General features: G+C 64.8%; 14 protein-coding genes and 3 pseudogenes. 9 read left to right on the top strand and 8 right to left on the bottom strand.

Features of this window, described 5'->3' with window-relative positions; genetic code table 11:
* Window positions 1–20: 20 nt before the first annotated feature.
* Window positions 21–773: a DUF4336 domain-containing protein gene (locus AB5S17_RS01495; RefSeq protein WP_369235409.1), complete on the top strand. Its 753-nt coding sequence runs from the start codon at window positions 21–23 to the stop codon at window positions 771–773.
* Window positions 774–842: 69 nt separating this feature from the next.
* On the opposite strand, the gene AB5S17_RS01500 is transcribed toward AB5S17_RS01495, so the two are convergent.
* Window positions 843–1,715, bottom strand: a complete 873-nt coding sequence (locus AB5S17_RS01500; protein WP_369235411.1) for an NAD(P)-dependent oxidoreductase — start codon at window positions 1,713–1,715, stop codon at window positions 843–845.
* 924 nt (window positions 1,716–2,639) lie between these two features.
* Between AB5S17_RS01500 and AB5S17_RS01505 the strand changes: the two genes are divergently transcribed.
* Both AB5S17_RS01505 and AB5S17_RS01510 read left to right on the top strand, forming a co-directional pair.
* Entirely contained in the window at window positions 2,640–3,227 is a 588-nt protein-coding gene (locus tag AB5S17_RS01505) for a nitroreductase (protein ID WP_369235413.1), read from the top strand.
* Window positions 3,227–3,850: a flavin reductase family protein gene (locus tag AB5S17_RS01510; protein WP_369235415.1), complete on the top strand. Its 624-nt coding sequence runs from the start codon at window positions 3,227–3,229 to the stop codon at window positions 3,848–3,850. Before AB5S17_RS01505 ends, AB5S17_RS01510 begins: the two co-directional genes overlap by 1 nt.
* Before the next feature lie 19 nt (window positions 3,851–3,869).
* Here AB5S17_RS01510 and AB5S17_RS01515 read toward each other — a convergent pair whose 3' ends face one another.
* The gene (locus AB5S17_RS01515) at window positions 3,870–4,037 is read right to left on the bottom strand and encodes a hypothetical protein (protein WP_369235417.1); all 168 of its coding nucleotides are present in this window, start codon (window positions 4,035–4,037) and stop codon (window positions 3,870–3,872) included.
* 95 nt (window positions 4,038–4,132) lie between these two features.
* On the opposite strand from AB5S17_RS01515, the gene AB5S17_RS01520 reads away from it, so the two are divergent.
* The 3 genes and pseudogenes from AB5S17_RS01520 to AB5S17_RS01530 all read left to right on the top strand — a co-directional run bounded on the left by AB5S17_RS01520 (window position 4,133) and on the right by AB5S17_RS01530 (window position 6,805).
* Window positions 4,133–4,291 carry a membrane lipoprotein lipid attachment site-containing protein gene (locus AB5S17_RS01520; protein WP_369235419.1) on the top strand — a complete coding sequence of 53 codons (159 nt, stop codon included), beginning with the start codon at window positions 4,133–4,135 and terminating at the stop codon, window positions 4,289–4,291.
* 85 nt (window positions 4,292–4,376) lie between these two features.
* Complete coding sequence (locus AB5S17_RS01525; RefSeq protein ID WP_369235421.1) at window positions 4,377–4,694, top strand: hypothetical protein; 318 nt, start codon at window positions 4,377–4,379, stop codon at window positions 4,692–4,694.
* Window positions 4,695–5,689: 995 nt separating this feature from the next.
* Window positions 5,690–6,805: pseudogene (locus AB5S17_RS01530) on the top strand (transposase).
* A 120-nt stretch (window positions 6,806–6,925) separates the two neighbouring features.
* Here the strand turns inward: AB5S17_RS01530 and AB5S17_RS01535 are convergent.
* The 5 genes and pseudogenes from AB5S17_RS01535 to AB5S17_RS01555 form a co-directional block, all read right to left on the bottom strand.
* Window positions 6,926–7,165, bottom strand: a pseudogene (locus tag AB5S17_RS01535) (transposase); the annotation flags it as partial.
* Between the two features lie 70 nt (window positions 7,166–7,235).
* Window positions 7,236–9,179: an asparagine synthase (glutamine-hydrolyzing) gene (gene asnB / locus AB5S17_RS01540; protein WP_369235423.1), complete on the bottom strand. Its 1,944-nt coding sequence runs from the start codon at window positions 9,177–9,179 to the stop codon at window positions 7,236–7,238.
* Window positions 9,180–9,182: 3 nt separating this feature from the next.
* The gene (locus tag AB5S17_RS01545) at window positions 9,183–10,187 is read right to left on the bottom strand and encodes a glycosyltransferase family 4 protein (protein ID WP_369235425.1); all 1,005 of its coding nucleotides are present in this window, start codon (window positions 10,185–10,187) and stop codon (window positions 9,183–9,185) included.
* Between the two features lie 50 nt (window positions 10,188–10,237).
* Window positions 10,238–10,543 (bottom strand): hypothetical protein, encoded by a 306-nt coding sequence (locus tag AB5S17_RS01550; RefSeq protein ID WP_369235427.1) that lies wholly within the window; start codon window positions 10,541–10,543, stop codon window positions 10,238–10,240.
* 190 nt (window positions 10,544–10,733) lie between these two features.
* The gene (locus AB5S17_RS01555; protein ID WP_369236104.1) at window positions 10,734–12,014 is read right to left on the bottom strand and encodes a nucleotide sugar dehydrogenase; all 1,281 of its coding nucleotides are present in this window, start codon (window positions 12,012–12,014) and stop codon (window positions 10,734–10,736) included.
* Window positions 12,015–12,339: 325 nt separating this feature from the next.
* On the opposite strand from AB5S17_RS01555, the gene AB5S17_RS01560 reads away from it, so the two are divergent.
* The 3 genes and pseudogenes from AB5S17_RS01560 to AB5S17_RS01570 all read left to right on the top strand — a co-directional run bounded on the left by AB5S17_RS01560 (window position 12,340) and on the right by AB5S17_RS01570 (window position 15,471).
* Window positions 12,340–13,359: an NAD-dependent epimerase gene (locus AB5S17_RS01560; RefSeq protein ID WP_369235429.1), complete on the top strand. Its 1,020-nt coding sequence runs from the start codon at window positions 12,340–12,342 to the stop codon at window positions 13,357–13,359.
* A gap of 99 nt (window positions 13,360–13,458) precedes the next feature.
* Window positions 13,459–13,731, top strand: a pseudogene (locus tag AB5S17_RS01565) (transposase); the annotation flags it as partial.
* Window positions 13,732–14,241: 510 nt separating this feature from the next.
* Entirely contained in the window at window positions 14,242–15,471 is a 1,230-nt protein-coding gene (locus AB5S17_RS01570) for a sugar transferase (protein WP_369235431.1), read from the top strand.
* A gap of 204 nt (window positions 15,472–15,675) precedes the next feature.
* On the opposite strand, the gene AB5S17_RS01575 is transcribed toward AB5S17_RS01570, so the two are convergent.
* Window positions 15,676–15,939 (bottom strand): hypothetical protein, encoded by a 264-nt coding sequence (locus AB5S17_RS01575; protein ID WP_369236106.1) that lies wholly within the window; start codon window positions 15,937–15,939, stop codon window positions 15,676–15,678.
* Between the last annotated feature and the right edge of the window lie 157 nt (window positions 15,940–16,096).

Here is a 16,096-nt window from a genome sequence, read left to right on the forward strand (position 1 = left end):
TCCGGCAAACGGACAGCGACATGAACGGACCGGACAACCGGATCGAGCCCTACGAGCCGCTCAATGTCCTCAAGCCGGTCGCCGACGACATCTTCATCGTCGACGGTCCGGTGATCGACTTCTCCTATGCCGGGCTGAAGCTGCCCTTTCCGACCCGCATGACGGTCGTGCGGCTCGCCGACGGATCGCTCTGGCTGCACTCTCCGACGCATCCCGATCCGACTCTCGTCGAGACCATTCATGGCCTCGGCCCCGTCGCCCACATCGTGGCGCCGAATACACTGCACTACTGGTACATCCAGGATTGGGCCGAGCTGTTCCCGCAGGCGCGGCTTCACTACGCGCCGGGGCTCGATCGCAAGGCGAAGCGGCCGCTTCCGGCCGGCCAGACCCTCGACCCCCGTTCGCCGCCCGACGGCTGGGACGGGGAGATCGACTTCGTCGTGGTGACGGGCGATCTCTTCGACGAGGTCGATTTCTTCCACCGCGCCAGCCGAACCCTGATCCTGACCGACCTGATCGAGAACTTCGAGCCGGAGCGAGTGAAGTCCTGGCTTTTTCGGCAGGCGGTGAAGCTTGCCGGTGCCGCCGATCCCGATGGCTCCGCGCCGATCGACATGCGGCTCACCTTCGCCCGCCACAAAGCGCTCGTTCGCGCAGCCGTCCGGCAGATGATCGCCTGGGACCCGGAGCGGGTGATCATCGCGCACGGGCGCTGGTACGGGACCAACGGTGCGAGCGAGCTGCGCCGCGCCTTCCGCTGGGTGCTCTGAGGTCCTGTCCCTCGATATCCGGCCGTGGCTTCGAGGGCCGATGCCATGCAGATGACGCGGACGATCGGGCTATGTCCGGTTGAGCAGCGCCAGGAGGCTCGACGTGTCCCAGCGCTTGCCGCCCATCGCCTCGACCTCGGCGTAGAACTGGTCGACGAGCGCGGTGACCGGCAGGCGCGAGCCGTTGCGCTTGGCTTCCGCGAGGCAGATGCCGAGGTCCTTGCGCATCCATTCCACCGCGAAGCCGTGGTCGTAATGGCCTTCGTTCATCGTCTTGTGGCGGTTTTCCATCTGCCAGGACCCGGCGGCGCCCTTGGAGATCACGGAGACGACCTTCTCGATGTCGAGGCCGGCATTCTGGCCGAAGGCGATCGCCTCGGACAGGCCCTGGACGAGGCCGGCGATGCAGATCTGGTTCATCATCTTGGTGAGCTGTCCGGAGCCTGCCGGCCCCATCAGCCCGACCATCTTGGCATAGGCCTCGATCACCGGCTTGGCGGCGTCGAAGTCGGCCTGGTCGCCGCCGCACATGACGGTGAGCGCGCCGTTCTCGGCACCCGCCTGGCCGCCGGAGACCGGTGCGTCGATGAACTTGAAGCCCCTTTCGTTTGCGGTCTCGGCGAGCTCGCGGGCGAGTTCCGCCGAGGCGGTGGTGTTGTCGATGAGCGTCGCGCCGCTCTTCATGCCGGCGAAGATGCCGTCGTCGCCGTAGACGACCGAGCGCACGTCGTCGTCATTGCCGACGCACATGAAGACGAAGTCGCAGTCCTTCGCCGCCTCGCGCGGCGTGGCGGCGTGGCCGCCGCCATACTGCTCCGCCCACTTCTGCGCCTTCGCGCCGGTGCGGTTGTAGACGGTGACGTCGTGGCCGCCCTTCTGCTTCAGGTGCCCGGCCATGGGATAGCCCATGACACCCAAACCGATGAACGCGACCTTGGCCATTGCTCCGCCCTCCAGGATTCAACACGGCTCGAACCTAGCCGCAGGCGCGGCTTTTTCAATCCGGACGCTGACGGGAACAAGTCGCGGAACTCGTTCGACGGCGACTGGTGGGGTGAGAAAAAACGACCGCGTGGCTGAAGCGATTCATGGAGCGGCCGCCATGAACCTGTCCATCAGCAGGTGAGGACAGAGGTCCTGTGCCCGTGTCCTTGTAGCGTTCCGCCGAAATGGTAGGTCCGCGCGACGTGTGGCGGCCTGTCATCTGCTGCCGGGAATGCGCTTCTCGTCGTCTGCGGCACGACGATGGTCTGCGACGACGATAAGAGCGCAGCCTGGCGGGGCACGTTTCGAACTCCTGCGTCGCGTCCTGCCGCACGGGCACCGTCTTCCGGCAAGATCTGGCTGACGATTCTGACGAAATGGATCCATCCGGCGCAGTTCTCGAAGGACTGCGCCGACCGGCGCGTGCCCCAAGGGGGGCGACCTCATCGACATCGACGGCACGGCCTCGCGCCGGAGCCAAGACAGGAGCGCCGATCGAGGGCTATCCTTCCGACCTCCGCCTTCGCCACATTGCCGCGATAGACCATGCGGTCCGGGCGAAGGAGCCGACTGTCTCCTCGCCGTCAAAGCCAACCAGCCGACGCTGCGGGTACAGCTAGGGGCGGCCCTTCCATGAGGCGCCGGCGAAGAGCCTTCGAAGCTTTGCCGGACAGACGAAACGGATGGCCGTATCTAGAATCGCAGCGTCAGCTTACCGGCCGAGTCGGCGGGCTGGCTGGGGGGCGTCGATTCGCCTACGAACTGCGTCTGGCCGTTGTGCCTGCCTTGCGCGGGTCCGGAACTTGGAAAGGTCCAGATTTGCCATGGCCGGGCCGGCGTTCTAGCTGGAGAGCAGCCTGTGCAGATCGAAGGAACCACCCGTTGCCCGACGCGACCACGCTCCTGTCCACCCGCCGCTCGATCCCGATCCCGATGCTCGCTGAACCGGCTCCCGCCGGGACGGAACTGGACGAAATCCTGACGATCGCCGCCCGCGTGCCCGATCACGGCAAGCTCGCGCCCTGGCGCTTCGTCCTCTATCGCGGCGAAGCGGCGGCGCGCATCGGCGAAGCGCTCGCGGACCTCGCGCAGTCCCGTGAGACCGAGCCGCTCAGCGAGACGCGGCGGCGGGTCGAAGCGACCCGCTTCACCCGGGCGCCATTGGTGGTCGGCGTGGTGTCGCGGGCCAGGGAGCACGTGAAGATCCCGATCTGGGAACAGGTCTTGTCCGGCGCGGCGGCGGCGATGAACCTCGTCAATGCAGCGCATGCCAAGGGCTATGCGGCAAACTGGGTGACGGAATGGGTCGCCTATGACGACGGAGCGAAGGCGATCCTGTCGATCGCGCCGGAAGAGAAGGTGATCGGCTTCATCCATATCGGCACACCGCAGGAGCCGCCATCCGAGCGGCCGAGACCGGCGCTCGCCGACATCGTCACCGAGGCACGCGGCCCGGGGAAGACCGCCTGATGCGCTTCTACACCACCGACACCAATCAGCACAGCCTTCCGCACGATCCCTTCAAGGCGATCGTCGCGCCGCGCCCGATCGGCTGGATCTCGACACGGGCCAAGGACGGGCGGGTGAATCTGGCGCCCTACAGCTTCTTCAACGCGATCAGCGACCGGCCGAAGCTCGTGATGTTCTCTTCGGCAGGCATGAAGGATTCGGCGAGCTTCGCCATCGAGAGCGGCGAGTTCGTCGCCAACCTCGCGACCCGCAAGCTGGCGGAACATCTCAATCGGACCTCGGCGCCGGCCGAGCGGGGCGTCAGCGAGTTCGGCTTTTCCGGCCTGACCGAAGCTCCGTGCAACCTCGTCTCTGCGCCGCGCGTCGCCGAAACCCCGGCGGCGCTGGAGTGCAAGGTCACCGAGTGGTTCCAGCCGAAGGGTCTCGACGGCACGCCGTCGGAAAACACGGTGGTGATCGGGCAGGTCGTCGGCATCCATCTCGACGAGAGCATCCTGACTGACGGCCACGTCGACATGCGCCTCGCCGAGCCGCTCTCGCGCCTCGGCTATTTCGACTATGCGGTCACCGATACGGTCTTCCAGATGTTGCGGCCGAGGACGCCGGACGCAAGCGACGTGTAGGACGCGGCTGCGCCGTCCATCACGCGTCCCCGACGATCTCCCGGACATAGCCGGTGCCGGCGCATTCCGGGCATGGCTCGCCGTCGATCTCGCCGGTGCCGTGGCAGGCGCGGCAGGTGTTCTCGGCAGTCTGCGGCGCCGATGGATCGCCCTCGTCGCCGGGCTTCGGCGTGGTCGTGTCACTCATCTGTTCTCCTTCTTCTGTTCCGAGGAGCGCGTGCTTCCTCCGCAACCGCATGGCCTCCCGCTTCGTTCCTGCTTACGGAAACGCGGAGGCGCCCGTTGCAAAAGCCGATCCTCATCACCGTACTCGTCCTGATCCTGTCGGGCTGTAGGACGTCGAACCCGGTCCCGCTGCGCGAATCGCACGGACCGTTTGGCTTCCGCGGCATGTCCAATACGCCCTCGAACGGGCTCGTTCCCGGACAGATCCCGCATTGAGGGAGGCGCGGCGGATGTGTCGCGGGCGACAGGCGCAACTGCGCTCGGAAGACGGCGCGGCAAACCGGCTCGAAAGGAGATGGCAATGAACAGGCGCGTGATCGCTGGACTCGTGGGATTCGCCTCGCTGATGACGGTCTTCCCGGCGGCTGCCGCGAGCAACTCGCCGCCATCGCACCCCGGCGTCATCCTCTCCCGGCGCGAGCGGGAGGCGGCGCGTCCCGTTCGGCTGCCGGACGGGCGGGTCGTCTACCAGGCGGGAAACAGCGGGATTCCCTGGCTCTACGGGCTGGGCGACGCCTACGGCAGGGCATCGGCGGACCCGCTGGTCGGCGGCGTCACGCCGTCGATCATCGATTCGACGCCCTCGCGCGGCATTGTCCCGGGACAGGAGCCCGACTGACCGAGCCGGTTCCTCGATAAAGACAGGCCGGCCCCCGGAGCGATTGTTTGTGCGGCGTCGGGAAACTGTCCCGTGTGCGGATAGCGGGCTTGCGCCGACGTCGGAGGCCGCAGATGTTGGGCCGCGAACCGATGAGAAGAGTGCTGAGATGAGATCTGCCGCCGTCGCCCTTGCCGCCGCCCTGCTCGGGATGGTCCTCAGCGGCTGCGCCCAGCCTTCGGCCCAGGTCAAGAGTGCCAGATGGGAACAGCAGGCAGGCTCATTGAACACGCCTGCGGCACCGAATTGATAATGCAGCGCAACCGCGTTCGGCGACGGGCGGGGCGAGAGACCGTTCCTGCCAAACAAGTCATGCAAGCCGCTGTTGCGAGACCGACGGAAGCCTTCGCCTTGTTCTACGGGGCAGGGGACCCTCGACCTCGGCGACAAGTCGGGCCGGGGTGTGCTGGGAAGTCGGCAAGGTTGGCGATCATTGCGCCGCTCGCCGATCAGGATCGGCCGCACAGCGGCGTCGGTCGGCTCGAACTCCGCAAGCTGCACCGTGTCCGACCACCTCGACGGCCACTTTCCGCTTCACTCCGCGGTGCGATCGCAGCGTTTCCCAAACAAGCCGCTCCCGTGGCGGCTCTAACCTACAACTCCGTCAGCCGCTCGGTCGCAGACCCGGTCATTTCTCGCAGAATTTCGGCGTGGGCGCTCTGTTCGAACGAGCGCGCGCAGGCCCATCATGGGTTTGGTGACCGGGGACAAGCCCTCGGTTCGGTTGCGTTTCGCAACTCGACCCTACCGCCGGACCTCGGTGACGGCTTAGCGCGCTACCACAGGGGACACCGCCTAGTTCTGCAACGGCTCGGAAACCGAGCGACAGGAGCCCGTTCCGCCGGAAGGCGACCATGGCGGGACAAGCGATATAAAAAGGCTGGAGACCTCGAAGAACCTCCCCAACCGGCTCGTTTGGTGATTCGATCGGGCCTCGACGGGATCGGGAGGCATGGATACGGGGACAGCCGGGGTTCTGGGATATCGACGAGCGCCATGGGCGGCTGAGCGAGGCGGGAGACCCGCTGGAGAAGCTGAACGCGATCGTGCCGTGGGAGGTGTTCCGCAAGCCGCTGGCGAAGGCGCTGAAGCGCTCGGACGGTTCGAAAGGCGGCAGACTGCCCTACGACGCGGTGTTCGGGCTCGCCCTTGAACTGGTGGCGGGCTGAGCCCTCACTGTTCAAGGTGCTGGTCCTGCAGGCGCTCTACAACCTGTCGGACGATCAGGCCGAGTTCCAGATCCAGGACCGGCTGTCGTTCACGCGCTTTCTCGGGCTCGGCATGGCCGACCTGGTGCCGGACGCTAAGACGATCTGGCTGTTCCGCGAACATCTGGCGCAGGCCGGGGCGGTCAGGAACCTGTTCGCCCTTTTCGACAGATACCTTGCCAAGGCCGGTTATCTGGCGATGGGCGGGCAGATCGTTGACGCCACCATTGTCGCCGCGCCGAAGCAGCGCAACACCGAGGACGAGAAGGCCGCGATCAAGGCCGGCGAGGTGCCGGAGAGCTGGAAGGAGAAGCCGGCCAAGCTGAGGCAGAAGGACCGCGATGCCCGGTGGACGGTGAAGTTCTCCAAGGCCAAGCCGGCGACGGATGCAAGCCGCAGCAGGGCGACATCGCCGTGCCGGTGTTCGGCTACAAGAACCACGCTGGCATCAACCGGCAGCACGGCTTCATCCGCGGCTTCACGGTCACGAATGCCGCCGCCTATGACGGTGCGCAGCTCTCGCACGTCCTCGACCGCTCCAACACCGGCTCGAAGGTCTGGGCGGACACGGCCTATCGATCGGCGAAGAACGAGGAATGGCTGGAGAAGAACGGCTACGTCTCGGACATCCACCGCAGGAAGCCGAAAGGGCGGCCGATGAGCGAGAGAACATCCCGGGCCAATGGCCGGCGCTCGCGGATCCGCTCGGCGATCGAGCATGTCTTCGCCCGCCAGAAGGGCCCGATGGCGCTGTTCGTCCGCACCATCGGCATCGTGCGCGCCGAGATGAAGATCGGCATGGCGAACCTTGCCTACAACCTCATGCGCCTGGTCTGGCAACAGGGGCGAAGTGAGCCCGCCTGACGGCGGAATCTGCCTTGAGAGAACGCCCCGGCAGCCTCGGTGCTTCAAAAATCACCTCGGCGGCGCACGGCAGCAGAATCCGTCCTACTCGGGCCGGAAGGCCGGGTTCTTCGAGGTGTCCAGCTCGCGCTCGGAGCGGATCGAATAGAACGCCTGGAGCAGCATCGCCCGCAGCAGCATCTCCGGCGCGATCGAGGGCCGCCCCATGCCCGAATAAAGCGCGGCGAAGTCGCTCGACAGCGCCCCCAACGCCGCATCGGCGAATTTCCGGATCAGCCGCAGCGGATGATCCGGGCGAACCCGCTTCTCCAGATCCACATAGGAGAACAGCTCTCCCGTCCGCTTGTCCGTTCCGCGCATCCGTCCCTCGCTTCCGGGGACGGATTGAATCACGCCAAAATCGCCAATGCGAGCGACTTCTTCACACTTGCTAGCCCTGCTCGACCCACGCTTGGACCATGAGGATAGACCACAGCCGGTTCCCGCATTGGCGTCGTCTCGTCAGGTGCTGGCGCCAAACCGAGCGCACCTGCTCGACATCAAACAGGTTAGAGGCCCGAAGCTTCTCTGGCGACAGCAGATCTTCTGCCCAGTCCCTCAATCCGCTTCTCAGCCAATCGTCCAGTGGAACGGCAAATCCCTGCTTCGGCCGCTCGATCAAACTCTTCGGGACGTGCCTGTACAGGAGACGACGCAGCACACGTTTGGTCTCCCCCCCGGAGATCTTCTCGGACAGCGGGAGGCGCCAAGCGAATTCCACGACCCGCGGGTCGAGATAGGGCGCTCGCGTCTCAAGCGAGGCAGCCATAGCCGCACGGTCCACCTTGATCAGGATGTCGTCCGGCAGGTACGTCAGAGTATCCGCGGCCATCAGGCGAGACGCGCCCTCGCGCAGCTTCGGCCACTGCTCGGGCGAGGAAGCCATCGTTTTCGGCGCGCCACCATCAATGACGACGGCATCCGTGTCCATCCATTCACTGACGATACCGATGTAGACCTCGTCGAAGGTCCTTGCTGAGCCAACGGTTGCGCCCAGCTTGGAGAGTTTTCGTGACAGGGTCACGGGAAGACCTAGACGAACACTCGCCGGCTCTATGAGACGGCCAAAATCAGGGGAGGAAATTCCGAGCAGCGCGTGTCCGATCAGATGTCGAAGCGGCCGCGGTATTCCTCCAATACTCCTCCAGAGCTTCGGAGCCCAGACGTAGCGATTGTATCCGCCGAACAATTCGTCAGCTCCATCGCCGGACAAAGCGACCGTCACATATTGGCGGGTCAAGCGCGACAGGATCGCCGTCGGAATTTGCGAAGCGTCAGCAAAGGGCTCATCGTAGAGTGACGGCAGATCCTGAGCCGTTTCAAGCGCGTCCGCCTGCGTCACGACCAGTTCGGTATGATCCGTTCCGAGATGAGCCGCCACGGCAGCCGCATGTTCGGCCTCGTTAAATGCGGCTTCGGAAAAGCCGATCGAGAATGTGCGGACGGGGCGAGAGGAGCGTGACTGCATCAGCGCCGCAATTGCCGAGGAGTCGACTCCTCCGGACAGGAACGCCCCGAGCGGCACGTCCGACAGCATCTGGCCTTCCAACACATCGCCCAGAAGCGTTTCCAGCCTGTCGGCCGCCGCATCCGTGCTTCCGTGGAACGGGTTGGCGGTGGCTTGCTCCGCGAGATCCCTGAATGACCAATACGACTGCGGAATCGCCGAAGCGCCGTCCCCGATCTGCAGATATGTCGCCGGCGGCAACTTCGATATTCCAGCAAAGATCGAATGCGGCGCCGGGATCGCATTGTACTGCAGCAGCAGCGCGACGGCATTTCTGTCGATCGCACAGTCGAATTCCGGATGCGCCCGCAGCGCTCGCAGTTCCGAACCGAAGACGAGCGATTTGCCGACGCGGCCGTAGTAGAGCGGCTTCTCGCCCATCCTGTCGCGCGCCAAGGTGAGAGTGCGCTCGGCACGATCCCATACCGCGAAGGCGAACATGCCGGTCGCGCGCCGAAGCGTCGTCTCGATTCCCCACCTCTCGATCGCGGCCAGCAGCGTTTCTGTGTCGGAATGTCCGCGCCAATTGGGGGCAAAGCTGTCGTTCGCCATTTCGCGGCGCAGATTCAGATGGTTGTAGATTTCGCCGTTGAAGGTGATGAGGAAGCGCCCGGTTTCCGAAGCCATCGGCTGATGACCCGCCTCAGTCAGGTCAAGGACGGCCAAGCGGCGGTGCGCCAGCGAAATGCCGGCCTCGGCGTCAGCCCATACTCCCGATCCATCGGGGCCGCGATGGCGGATGGCCTCGCCCATCGCCCTCGCCGTCGATCGAAGCACATTCTCCGGCGTATCGGCTGAAGCGCGCAGGAACCCGGCGATTCCGCACATCGGCTAGGCCACGACCGAACGGATCAGTTCCACAACACGCGGTGCCTGGACCTGAAGGGAGTACTCCCGCTCGACCCGGCGGCGACCAGAGGCCCCCATCCGTTGGCGCAACTCCGGATCTCGTGCAAGCCTCGTCAAGGCTTCCTCCCATTCAGCTTCCGTTTCGGCCAAGAATCCGTTTTCGCCGTGCCGCACGATCTCCGTGTTGACCCCAACCGGTGACGCAACGACGGGCTTGCCGCAAGCCATATATTGGATCAACTTGTAGCCGCACTTGCCTCTCGCCCAAGGCGTGTCAGGAAGCGGCATGATGCCGATGTCGATGTCCTGCAGCAAATCCACTTCTGCGGCTTCTGTCCATGGCTGTGCCGAGAAGGTGCCGTCTCCCAGTTGATCCGCCTTCGCGCCGATAGCCACGCAATCGAAGCCAGCTTTTGCCGAGGCCCGACTGACGGCACCTGTGACGGAGTCGAGATAGCGCGTGGTGCTGGGGGAACCGATCCACCCGACGGTGACGGCGCCGCCGGCACGGTTGCGAGGCCGGTACCTCTCAGCATCCACAACAGTCGGTACGACCTCCACCCGTGGTGCCCCCGCCGAACGCGCCCGAGCAGCAAGGTAGCCGTTACCGGCCGCGACCAGATCGGCTCGCCGCATCACCGCGTCGATCTTGCTGCCAAGCAGCCACCGTACGCCACGCGACGAGTGCATATCATAGCGATGGAAGACAGCATCGTCGCAATCGAGGATCAGCGGGATGCCACGCGGCAGAAGACCGCCCTCGATCAGCCACGGCATCCAGGGCAGCGCCTCCTGCTCCATCCAAATCAAGTCGAGCTCGCGGGCCGGCCAAAGAACGGAAAACCGCCGTAGCATCGCCCGCCCCGCCAGGCCGAGCGTGGAGCGTCCGCCGTATAGTGCCTCGACGTAGTCGTCCTTGAACAGCGGGGAAATGACGAAGGAGAGGCCCCTCCTTTCCAATTCCGGCAAGTATTGCAGGAAGCGCAATCGGCTGCTCGCCCCGAGCCGACTGTATCGAGTAAGCGTCAGGATTCGCATCAGGCCGCCGCGAGAAAGGAGGAGTAAGACGCCGGCGTCCGATGATCGTTGCGCACTGGCGCATCCAGGGAAAAGGCATCCGGCCCGCACTGTCGAGCCTCTGATGCCCTCCCCGGGGGCCGCGCGAAAGCCACGTCCAAAATCAACTGCCTTCCTTCGACACCGCTATCGGGCCACGGTCGATCTGCCGGATTGAACACACCTTGCTTGATCAGCAAATCGATGTCGCCACTCCCCGCAATTCCAATCCCCGGCAGGCGAGGGAGCAGATACTCGCCGATCTTGATCGGAGCCACGGGCTGCATCGAGAAGCTCGGGTGCCGCAATGCCGGTCCGGCGTCAGCCGCAGCCTCGTCCACACCACGTTCAGTCCGCACCGAGGAACCTTTCGCATGAGCCAGAAGGCTGGGACAGAGCGGACTCCAGCCCCTTCGTCCCCGATCAAAAACGCCTGGGCCCCACGCGCCTCCCAGGCGTGCCGCCATCGCATGCCATCTACAGCCGGCCGTCCGTGGTGCCTTTCGGGAAAACACCCTTCACGTCGTATAACACGGCATCAGGACTGCCCAAGTCTCTGATCGCGTCCACCCCCATCTCTATAAACTGGCGATGGCCCACAGCCACTATGACCCCGTCATAGCTCCCGGGCTCCGGCGGCTCTGCCAGACAGTCGAGGCCATATTCGTGCCGAGACTCTTCACTCGACACCCAAGGATCGAAAATGTCGACGGCCGCGTTGAACTGCTGCAGTTCGGAGACGATGTCGACGACCTTGGTGTTGCGGATGTCCGGGCAGTTCTCCTTGAAGGTCAGCCCCATGACAAGGATCCGGCTGCCGACGACCGGTAGGCCGCGCTTCATCATGAGCCGTGAGACCTGATCGGCCACGTGCGCGCCCATCCGATCGTTGATCCGCCGACCCGCCAGAATGACCTCGGGATGGTAGCCCGCCTCCTGGGCGCGGTGGGTCAGATAGTAGGGATCGACACCGATGCAGTGCCCTCCGACGAGGCCCGGTCGGAAGGGCAGGAAATTCCACTTCGTCCCCGCGGCTGCGAGCACCTCCAGGGTGTCGATCCCGAGCCGGTTGAAGATGATCGAGAGCTCGTTCATCAGCGCGATGTTGAGGTCGCGCTGGGTGTTCTCGATCACCTTGGCGGCTTCGGCGACCTCGATCGAGCTCGCCTTGTGCGTGCCTCTGACAACGATCGACCCATACAGACGGTCGACGGCATCGGCTGCTGCCGGCGTGGAACCGCTGGTCACCTTCACGATGGTGGTCAGCCGGTGCTCCTTATCGCCCGGATTCGCCCGTTCCGGGCTGTAGCCGAGGAAGAAGCTTTCGTTCAGCTTCAGCCCGGACAGCCGCTCGATAATAGCTCCGCACACTTCGCGCGTGCAGCCCGGATAGACCGTCGATTCGAAAATGACGATGGCGCCGCGTGAGATCACCTTTGCGACCGTTTCGGTGGCCCGGATCAGCGGCGTGAGGTCCGGCCGCTTGGCCCGATCGATCGGAGTCGGCACCGTGACGATGAAGATACCGCACTTCCTCAGCGCATCCGGATCGTCCGTATATTCAACGAGTTCAGCCGCCTGAAGACCTAGAGGCTCGACCTCTCGCGTTGCGTCGTGACCACGTTGCAGTTCCTCGATCCGCTCGCGGCGGATGTCGAAGCCGACTACCGGACGTTGCTTGCCGAATTCGACCGCGACGGGGAGCCCGACATAGCCGAGCCCGATGACCGCGATCGCCGCGTCATCGATATCGACCATGACCGATACGGCCGGGTTGGGATCGCAGGGATCGGAATTCTCCTGCGGCGAGCGCTGGCTGTCGTCGAAGGTGACCATCGAAATCCTAATCAGTCGTGACCAGCGGGCGGTTCTTGCGCCAGCTGATCGCCCCGGGAGCCGGCTACCCTCTACCCCGCCGCCCCGGCAATCGACAAAGCCGTTGGCGCATCGCCTGACTACCTGCGACCGCCGAGGTTCGCCACAGGCGGATGAACACGCCGCGGCGACCCCGCCGTGCTTGGCACCGACGCTGCCCTCATATATGCGAGCGCTGTCACGCCAGTCGAATAAAAGTCGCTCCGCCATGAAGATTCTCGTCACCGGTAATGCCGGATTCATCGGCTTTCACGTCGCGCGGCGCCTGATCGAGCGGGGCGACACGGTCATCGGCTTCGACGTCGTCAACGACTATTACGACCCGGCCCTGAAAGAGGCGCGGCTACGGCAGCTGAGCCAGGCCGCGACGACGGGGCAGGGCGACTACGTCTTCGTCCGGGCCAATCTCGCCGACCGCGCGTCGGTCGAGGCCTGCTTCGCGCAGCATCGGCCGGACCGGGTCATCAGCCTCGCCGCGCAGGCGGGCGTGCGCTACTCGCTGGAGAATCCGAACGCCTATGTCGAGAGCAACATCGTCGCCTTCACCAACATCATCGAGGCCTGCCGCCATTACGGCGTCGAACATCTGACCTATGCCAGCACCTCGAGCGTCTACGGCGCGAACACGGCGATGCCGTTTTCCGAGCATCAGGGGGTCGACCATCCGCTGCAGTTCTACGCCGCGACCAAGCGCGCCAACGAGCTGATGGCCCACGCCTACAGCCACCTCTATCGCCTGCCGACGACGGGACTGCGGTTTTTCACGGTCTACGGCCCCTGGGGCCGTCCGGACATGGCGCTGTTCCTGTTCACCCGGGCGATCCTAGAGGGCAAGCCGATCCAGCTGTTCAACGGCGGAAATCACACGCGTGACTTCACCTTCGTCGACGACATCGCCGAAGGCGTGATCCGCGCCAGCGACGATGTCGCGCGCCCCAATCCGGATTGGGACAGCGACCGGCCGGATCCCGCGACCAGCAACGCGCCGTTCCGGATCTTCAACATCGGCAACAACTCGCCGGTCAGGCTGCTCGACTATGTCGAAGCGCTTGAGGAGGCGCTCGGTCGCAAGGCGCAACGCGAGCTTCTGCCGCTGCAGGCGGGTGACGTTCCGGATACCTTCGCCGATGTCGGCGAGCTGGAAAGGGCGGTCGGCTACCGGCCGGCGACGCCGGTGAAGGACGGCGTCGCCGCCTTCGTCGAATGGTACAGGTCCTATTACGGCTAGAGCGGCATGATGGCTTCTACGCGCCGGCTGTGGCTGGCTCGGGAGCGAAGGGCCGGCAGCAAGGGCGACGGGGCTGGCTGCTGCCCGCGAGCCGCCGCCCTGGCGCATCTGGACTTCCCCAGCCAGCACCGGACGCGGATCCGTTCGACCAATTCCCTGGAGCGCCTGAACAAGGAGGTGAAGCGGCGCGCCGATGTCGTCGGCATATTCCCGAACGAGGGTTCCATCATCCGCCTCATCGGCGCCGTCCTCCTTGAGGCCAACGACGAATGGCAGACGCAGAACCGCTACATGCAGACCGAGCCCATGGCCGAACTCATGGCCACCGGCACCAAGCCAGAGACAATACGGATTTCCACCGCAGCCGCCTAAAACCGAGCCGCTTCAGTTACACCCGAACTTCCAACACGTTGACGGAGACGTCCCCGGGACACGACCATCGTCGGTTCTCTCGACGGCTGGACAAGAGGGACTCGTCTTGTCATGAAACGGGCGAAGCTGTATCGGATCGCGCTCCAGACGAAGCGCCCTTGCCGGTGTGGTCGGTGGGAGGGCGGCAGACGACGCTGAGCACATCGGGAGATTTCCCGTAATCGGGGGCGCGTCGGCAACAGCTTCGAAAACTGGCTGTGCGGTCTGTAGGAGGCGGCTTCTTGGCGGACAAATTTCTTGCCACGGCTGGTACTGGCTCGGCGAACCCGCGTCGCGTGTTATAGCACTGGAACCGTCTGTGGCTTCTTCGGTGGCCGATGACTTACCTAGTTGCGACGAAAAGGCAGGCCCTAGGGCCGGATTGTGACATTGGCTGATCCCAAGCTGCGACGGAGTGCTGTTCCTTCGAAGAGCCTGGGGCATTTGCTTCGCAACCCGAACGCCAGGTTCGTGACAGGATTTCTGCTCGCTGTCGTCCTGCCAGTCCTGGTGCGGTACGGCGGTGAGCCGGGAACCCCCGCCTTCGGGAGCGCTTGGAATACAATAGCCGGTACCGCCTTTGCGCTCGTTCTTGGCAACACGCTTCTGAGGGAAGTGACGCGGTTCCCCGGGATCAGGGCGGCCGGCTACGTCATGCCCTGCTTCGCCGCGACCTATGGCTTCGTGCTCGTCGCCTTCTTCATCTTCCGGCTCGACTACGCGCGGTCGCTTTTCGTCCTCAGCTTCGCGATCTGCATCGTCTGGTTCTTCGCGGGAATGGCATCTGCCAGGCAGACGGCGCGCCCGGCCTTTGCCGTGGTGCCGATCGGGGACGTTCGCCGCCTCCTCAGCCTTCCGGCTCGGGAAATCGTCGTGCTGGAGGAGCCGGCGCCTCCGCGGTCGCCCGTTGACGGGCTTGTCGCCGACTTCCGGGCCGACCTGCCGCCGGCGTGGGAGAGCTTCATCGCGGACTGGGTGCTGCAGGGGCGTCCGGCCTATCACGTCAAGCACGCAGCGGAGATGCTGACGGGCCGCGTTGAGATCGAGCACCTGTCCGAAAACAGCTTCGGGTCGCTGGATCCTGGTGGCGGCTATCGCAAGGTCAAAGCGGTGGTGGATGTTCTCGCCGCCGCAGCGCTCATGCCATTCTTTTTGGTCCTCGCGGCCGTGGTTGGTATCGCTATCCGGCTCGATTCGAAGGGGCCGGTCTTTTTCCGCCAGCAGCGCGTCGGCTATCGCGGCCGTGTCTTCACCGTCTTCAAGTTCCGCACGATGATCGACGGAAAGACGATGGCGGAGCAAGCTTCGCCGGACGGTGCCCGGACGGCGGCGATGACGACGAATGCTGATCCGAGGATCACCCGGCTCGGACGGCTTTTGCGCCGCTCGCGGATCGACGAGATCCCGCAGCTGCTCAATGTCCTGCGCGGGGAGATGAGCTGGATCGGCCCCCGGCCGGAGGCCCTGCCTCTGTCGCGATGGTACGAGGGCGAACTTCCCTTCTACCGCTATCGGCACGTCGTGCGACCGGGCATCACAGGCTGGGCGCAGGTGAATCAGGGACATGTGGTGGAGATGCACGATGTGCTCGGCAAGCTCCACTACGACTTCTACTATATCAAGTATTTTTCGCCCTGGCTCGACATGTTCATCTCGTTGCGTACGATCTGGATCATGATGCGGGGCAGAGGAGCGCGGTGAAGCCGTGCCGGGCACTCTCATGCCCGTCTGCCCGACGTGCACGCTGGCGTTTGTCCGGATCTGACGCAGCTGGACACCTCGAAGAACCCGGCTTTCCGGCCCGAGTAGGACGGATACTGCTGCCGTGCGCCGCCGAGGTGCCGGTCGAGGTGATTTTTGGAGCACCGAGGCTGCCGGGGCGTTCTCTCGAGGCAGATTCCGCCGTCAGGCGGGCGCACGTCGCCCCTGTTGCCAGACCAGGCGCGTGAGGTTGTAGGCAAGGTTCGCCATGCCGATCTTCATCTCGGCGCGCACGATGCCGATGGTGCGGACGAACCGCGCCATCGGGCCCTTCTGGCGGGCGAAGACATGCTCGATCGCCGAGCGGATCCGCGAGCGTCGGCCATTGGCCCGTGACGTCCTCTCGCTCATCGGTCGCCCGTTCGGCTTCCGGCGGTGGATGTCCGAGACGTAGCCGTTCTTCTCCAGCCATTCCTCGTTCTTCGCCGACCGATAAGCGTTCGACCGTCACGGGCCTGTCTCACCTGCCCAGACCTGGAGCCGGTGTTGGAGCGGTCGAGGACGTGCGAGAGCTGCGCTCCGTCATAGGCGGCGGCGTTCGTGACCATGAAGCCGCGGATGGCGG

Source organism: Jiella sp. M17.18 (assembly GCF_041027365.1).
Lineage (GTDB): Bacteria > Pseudomonadota > Alphaproteobacteria > Rhizobiales > Rhizobiaceae > VKMB-3413.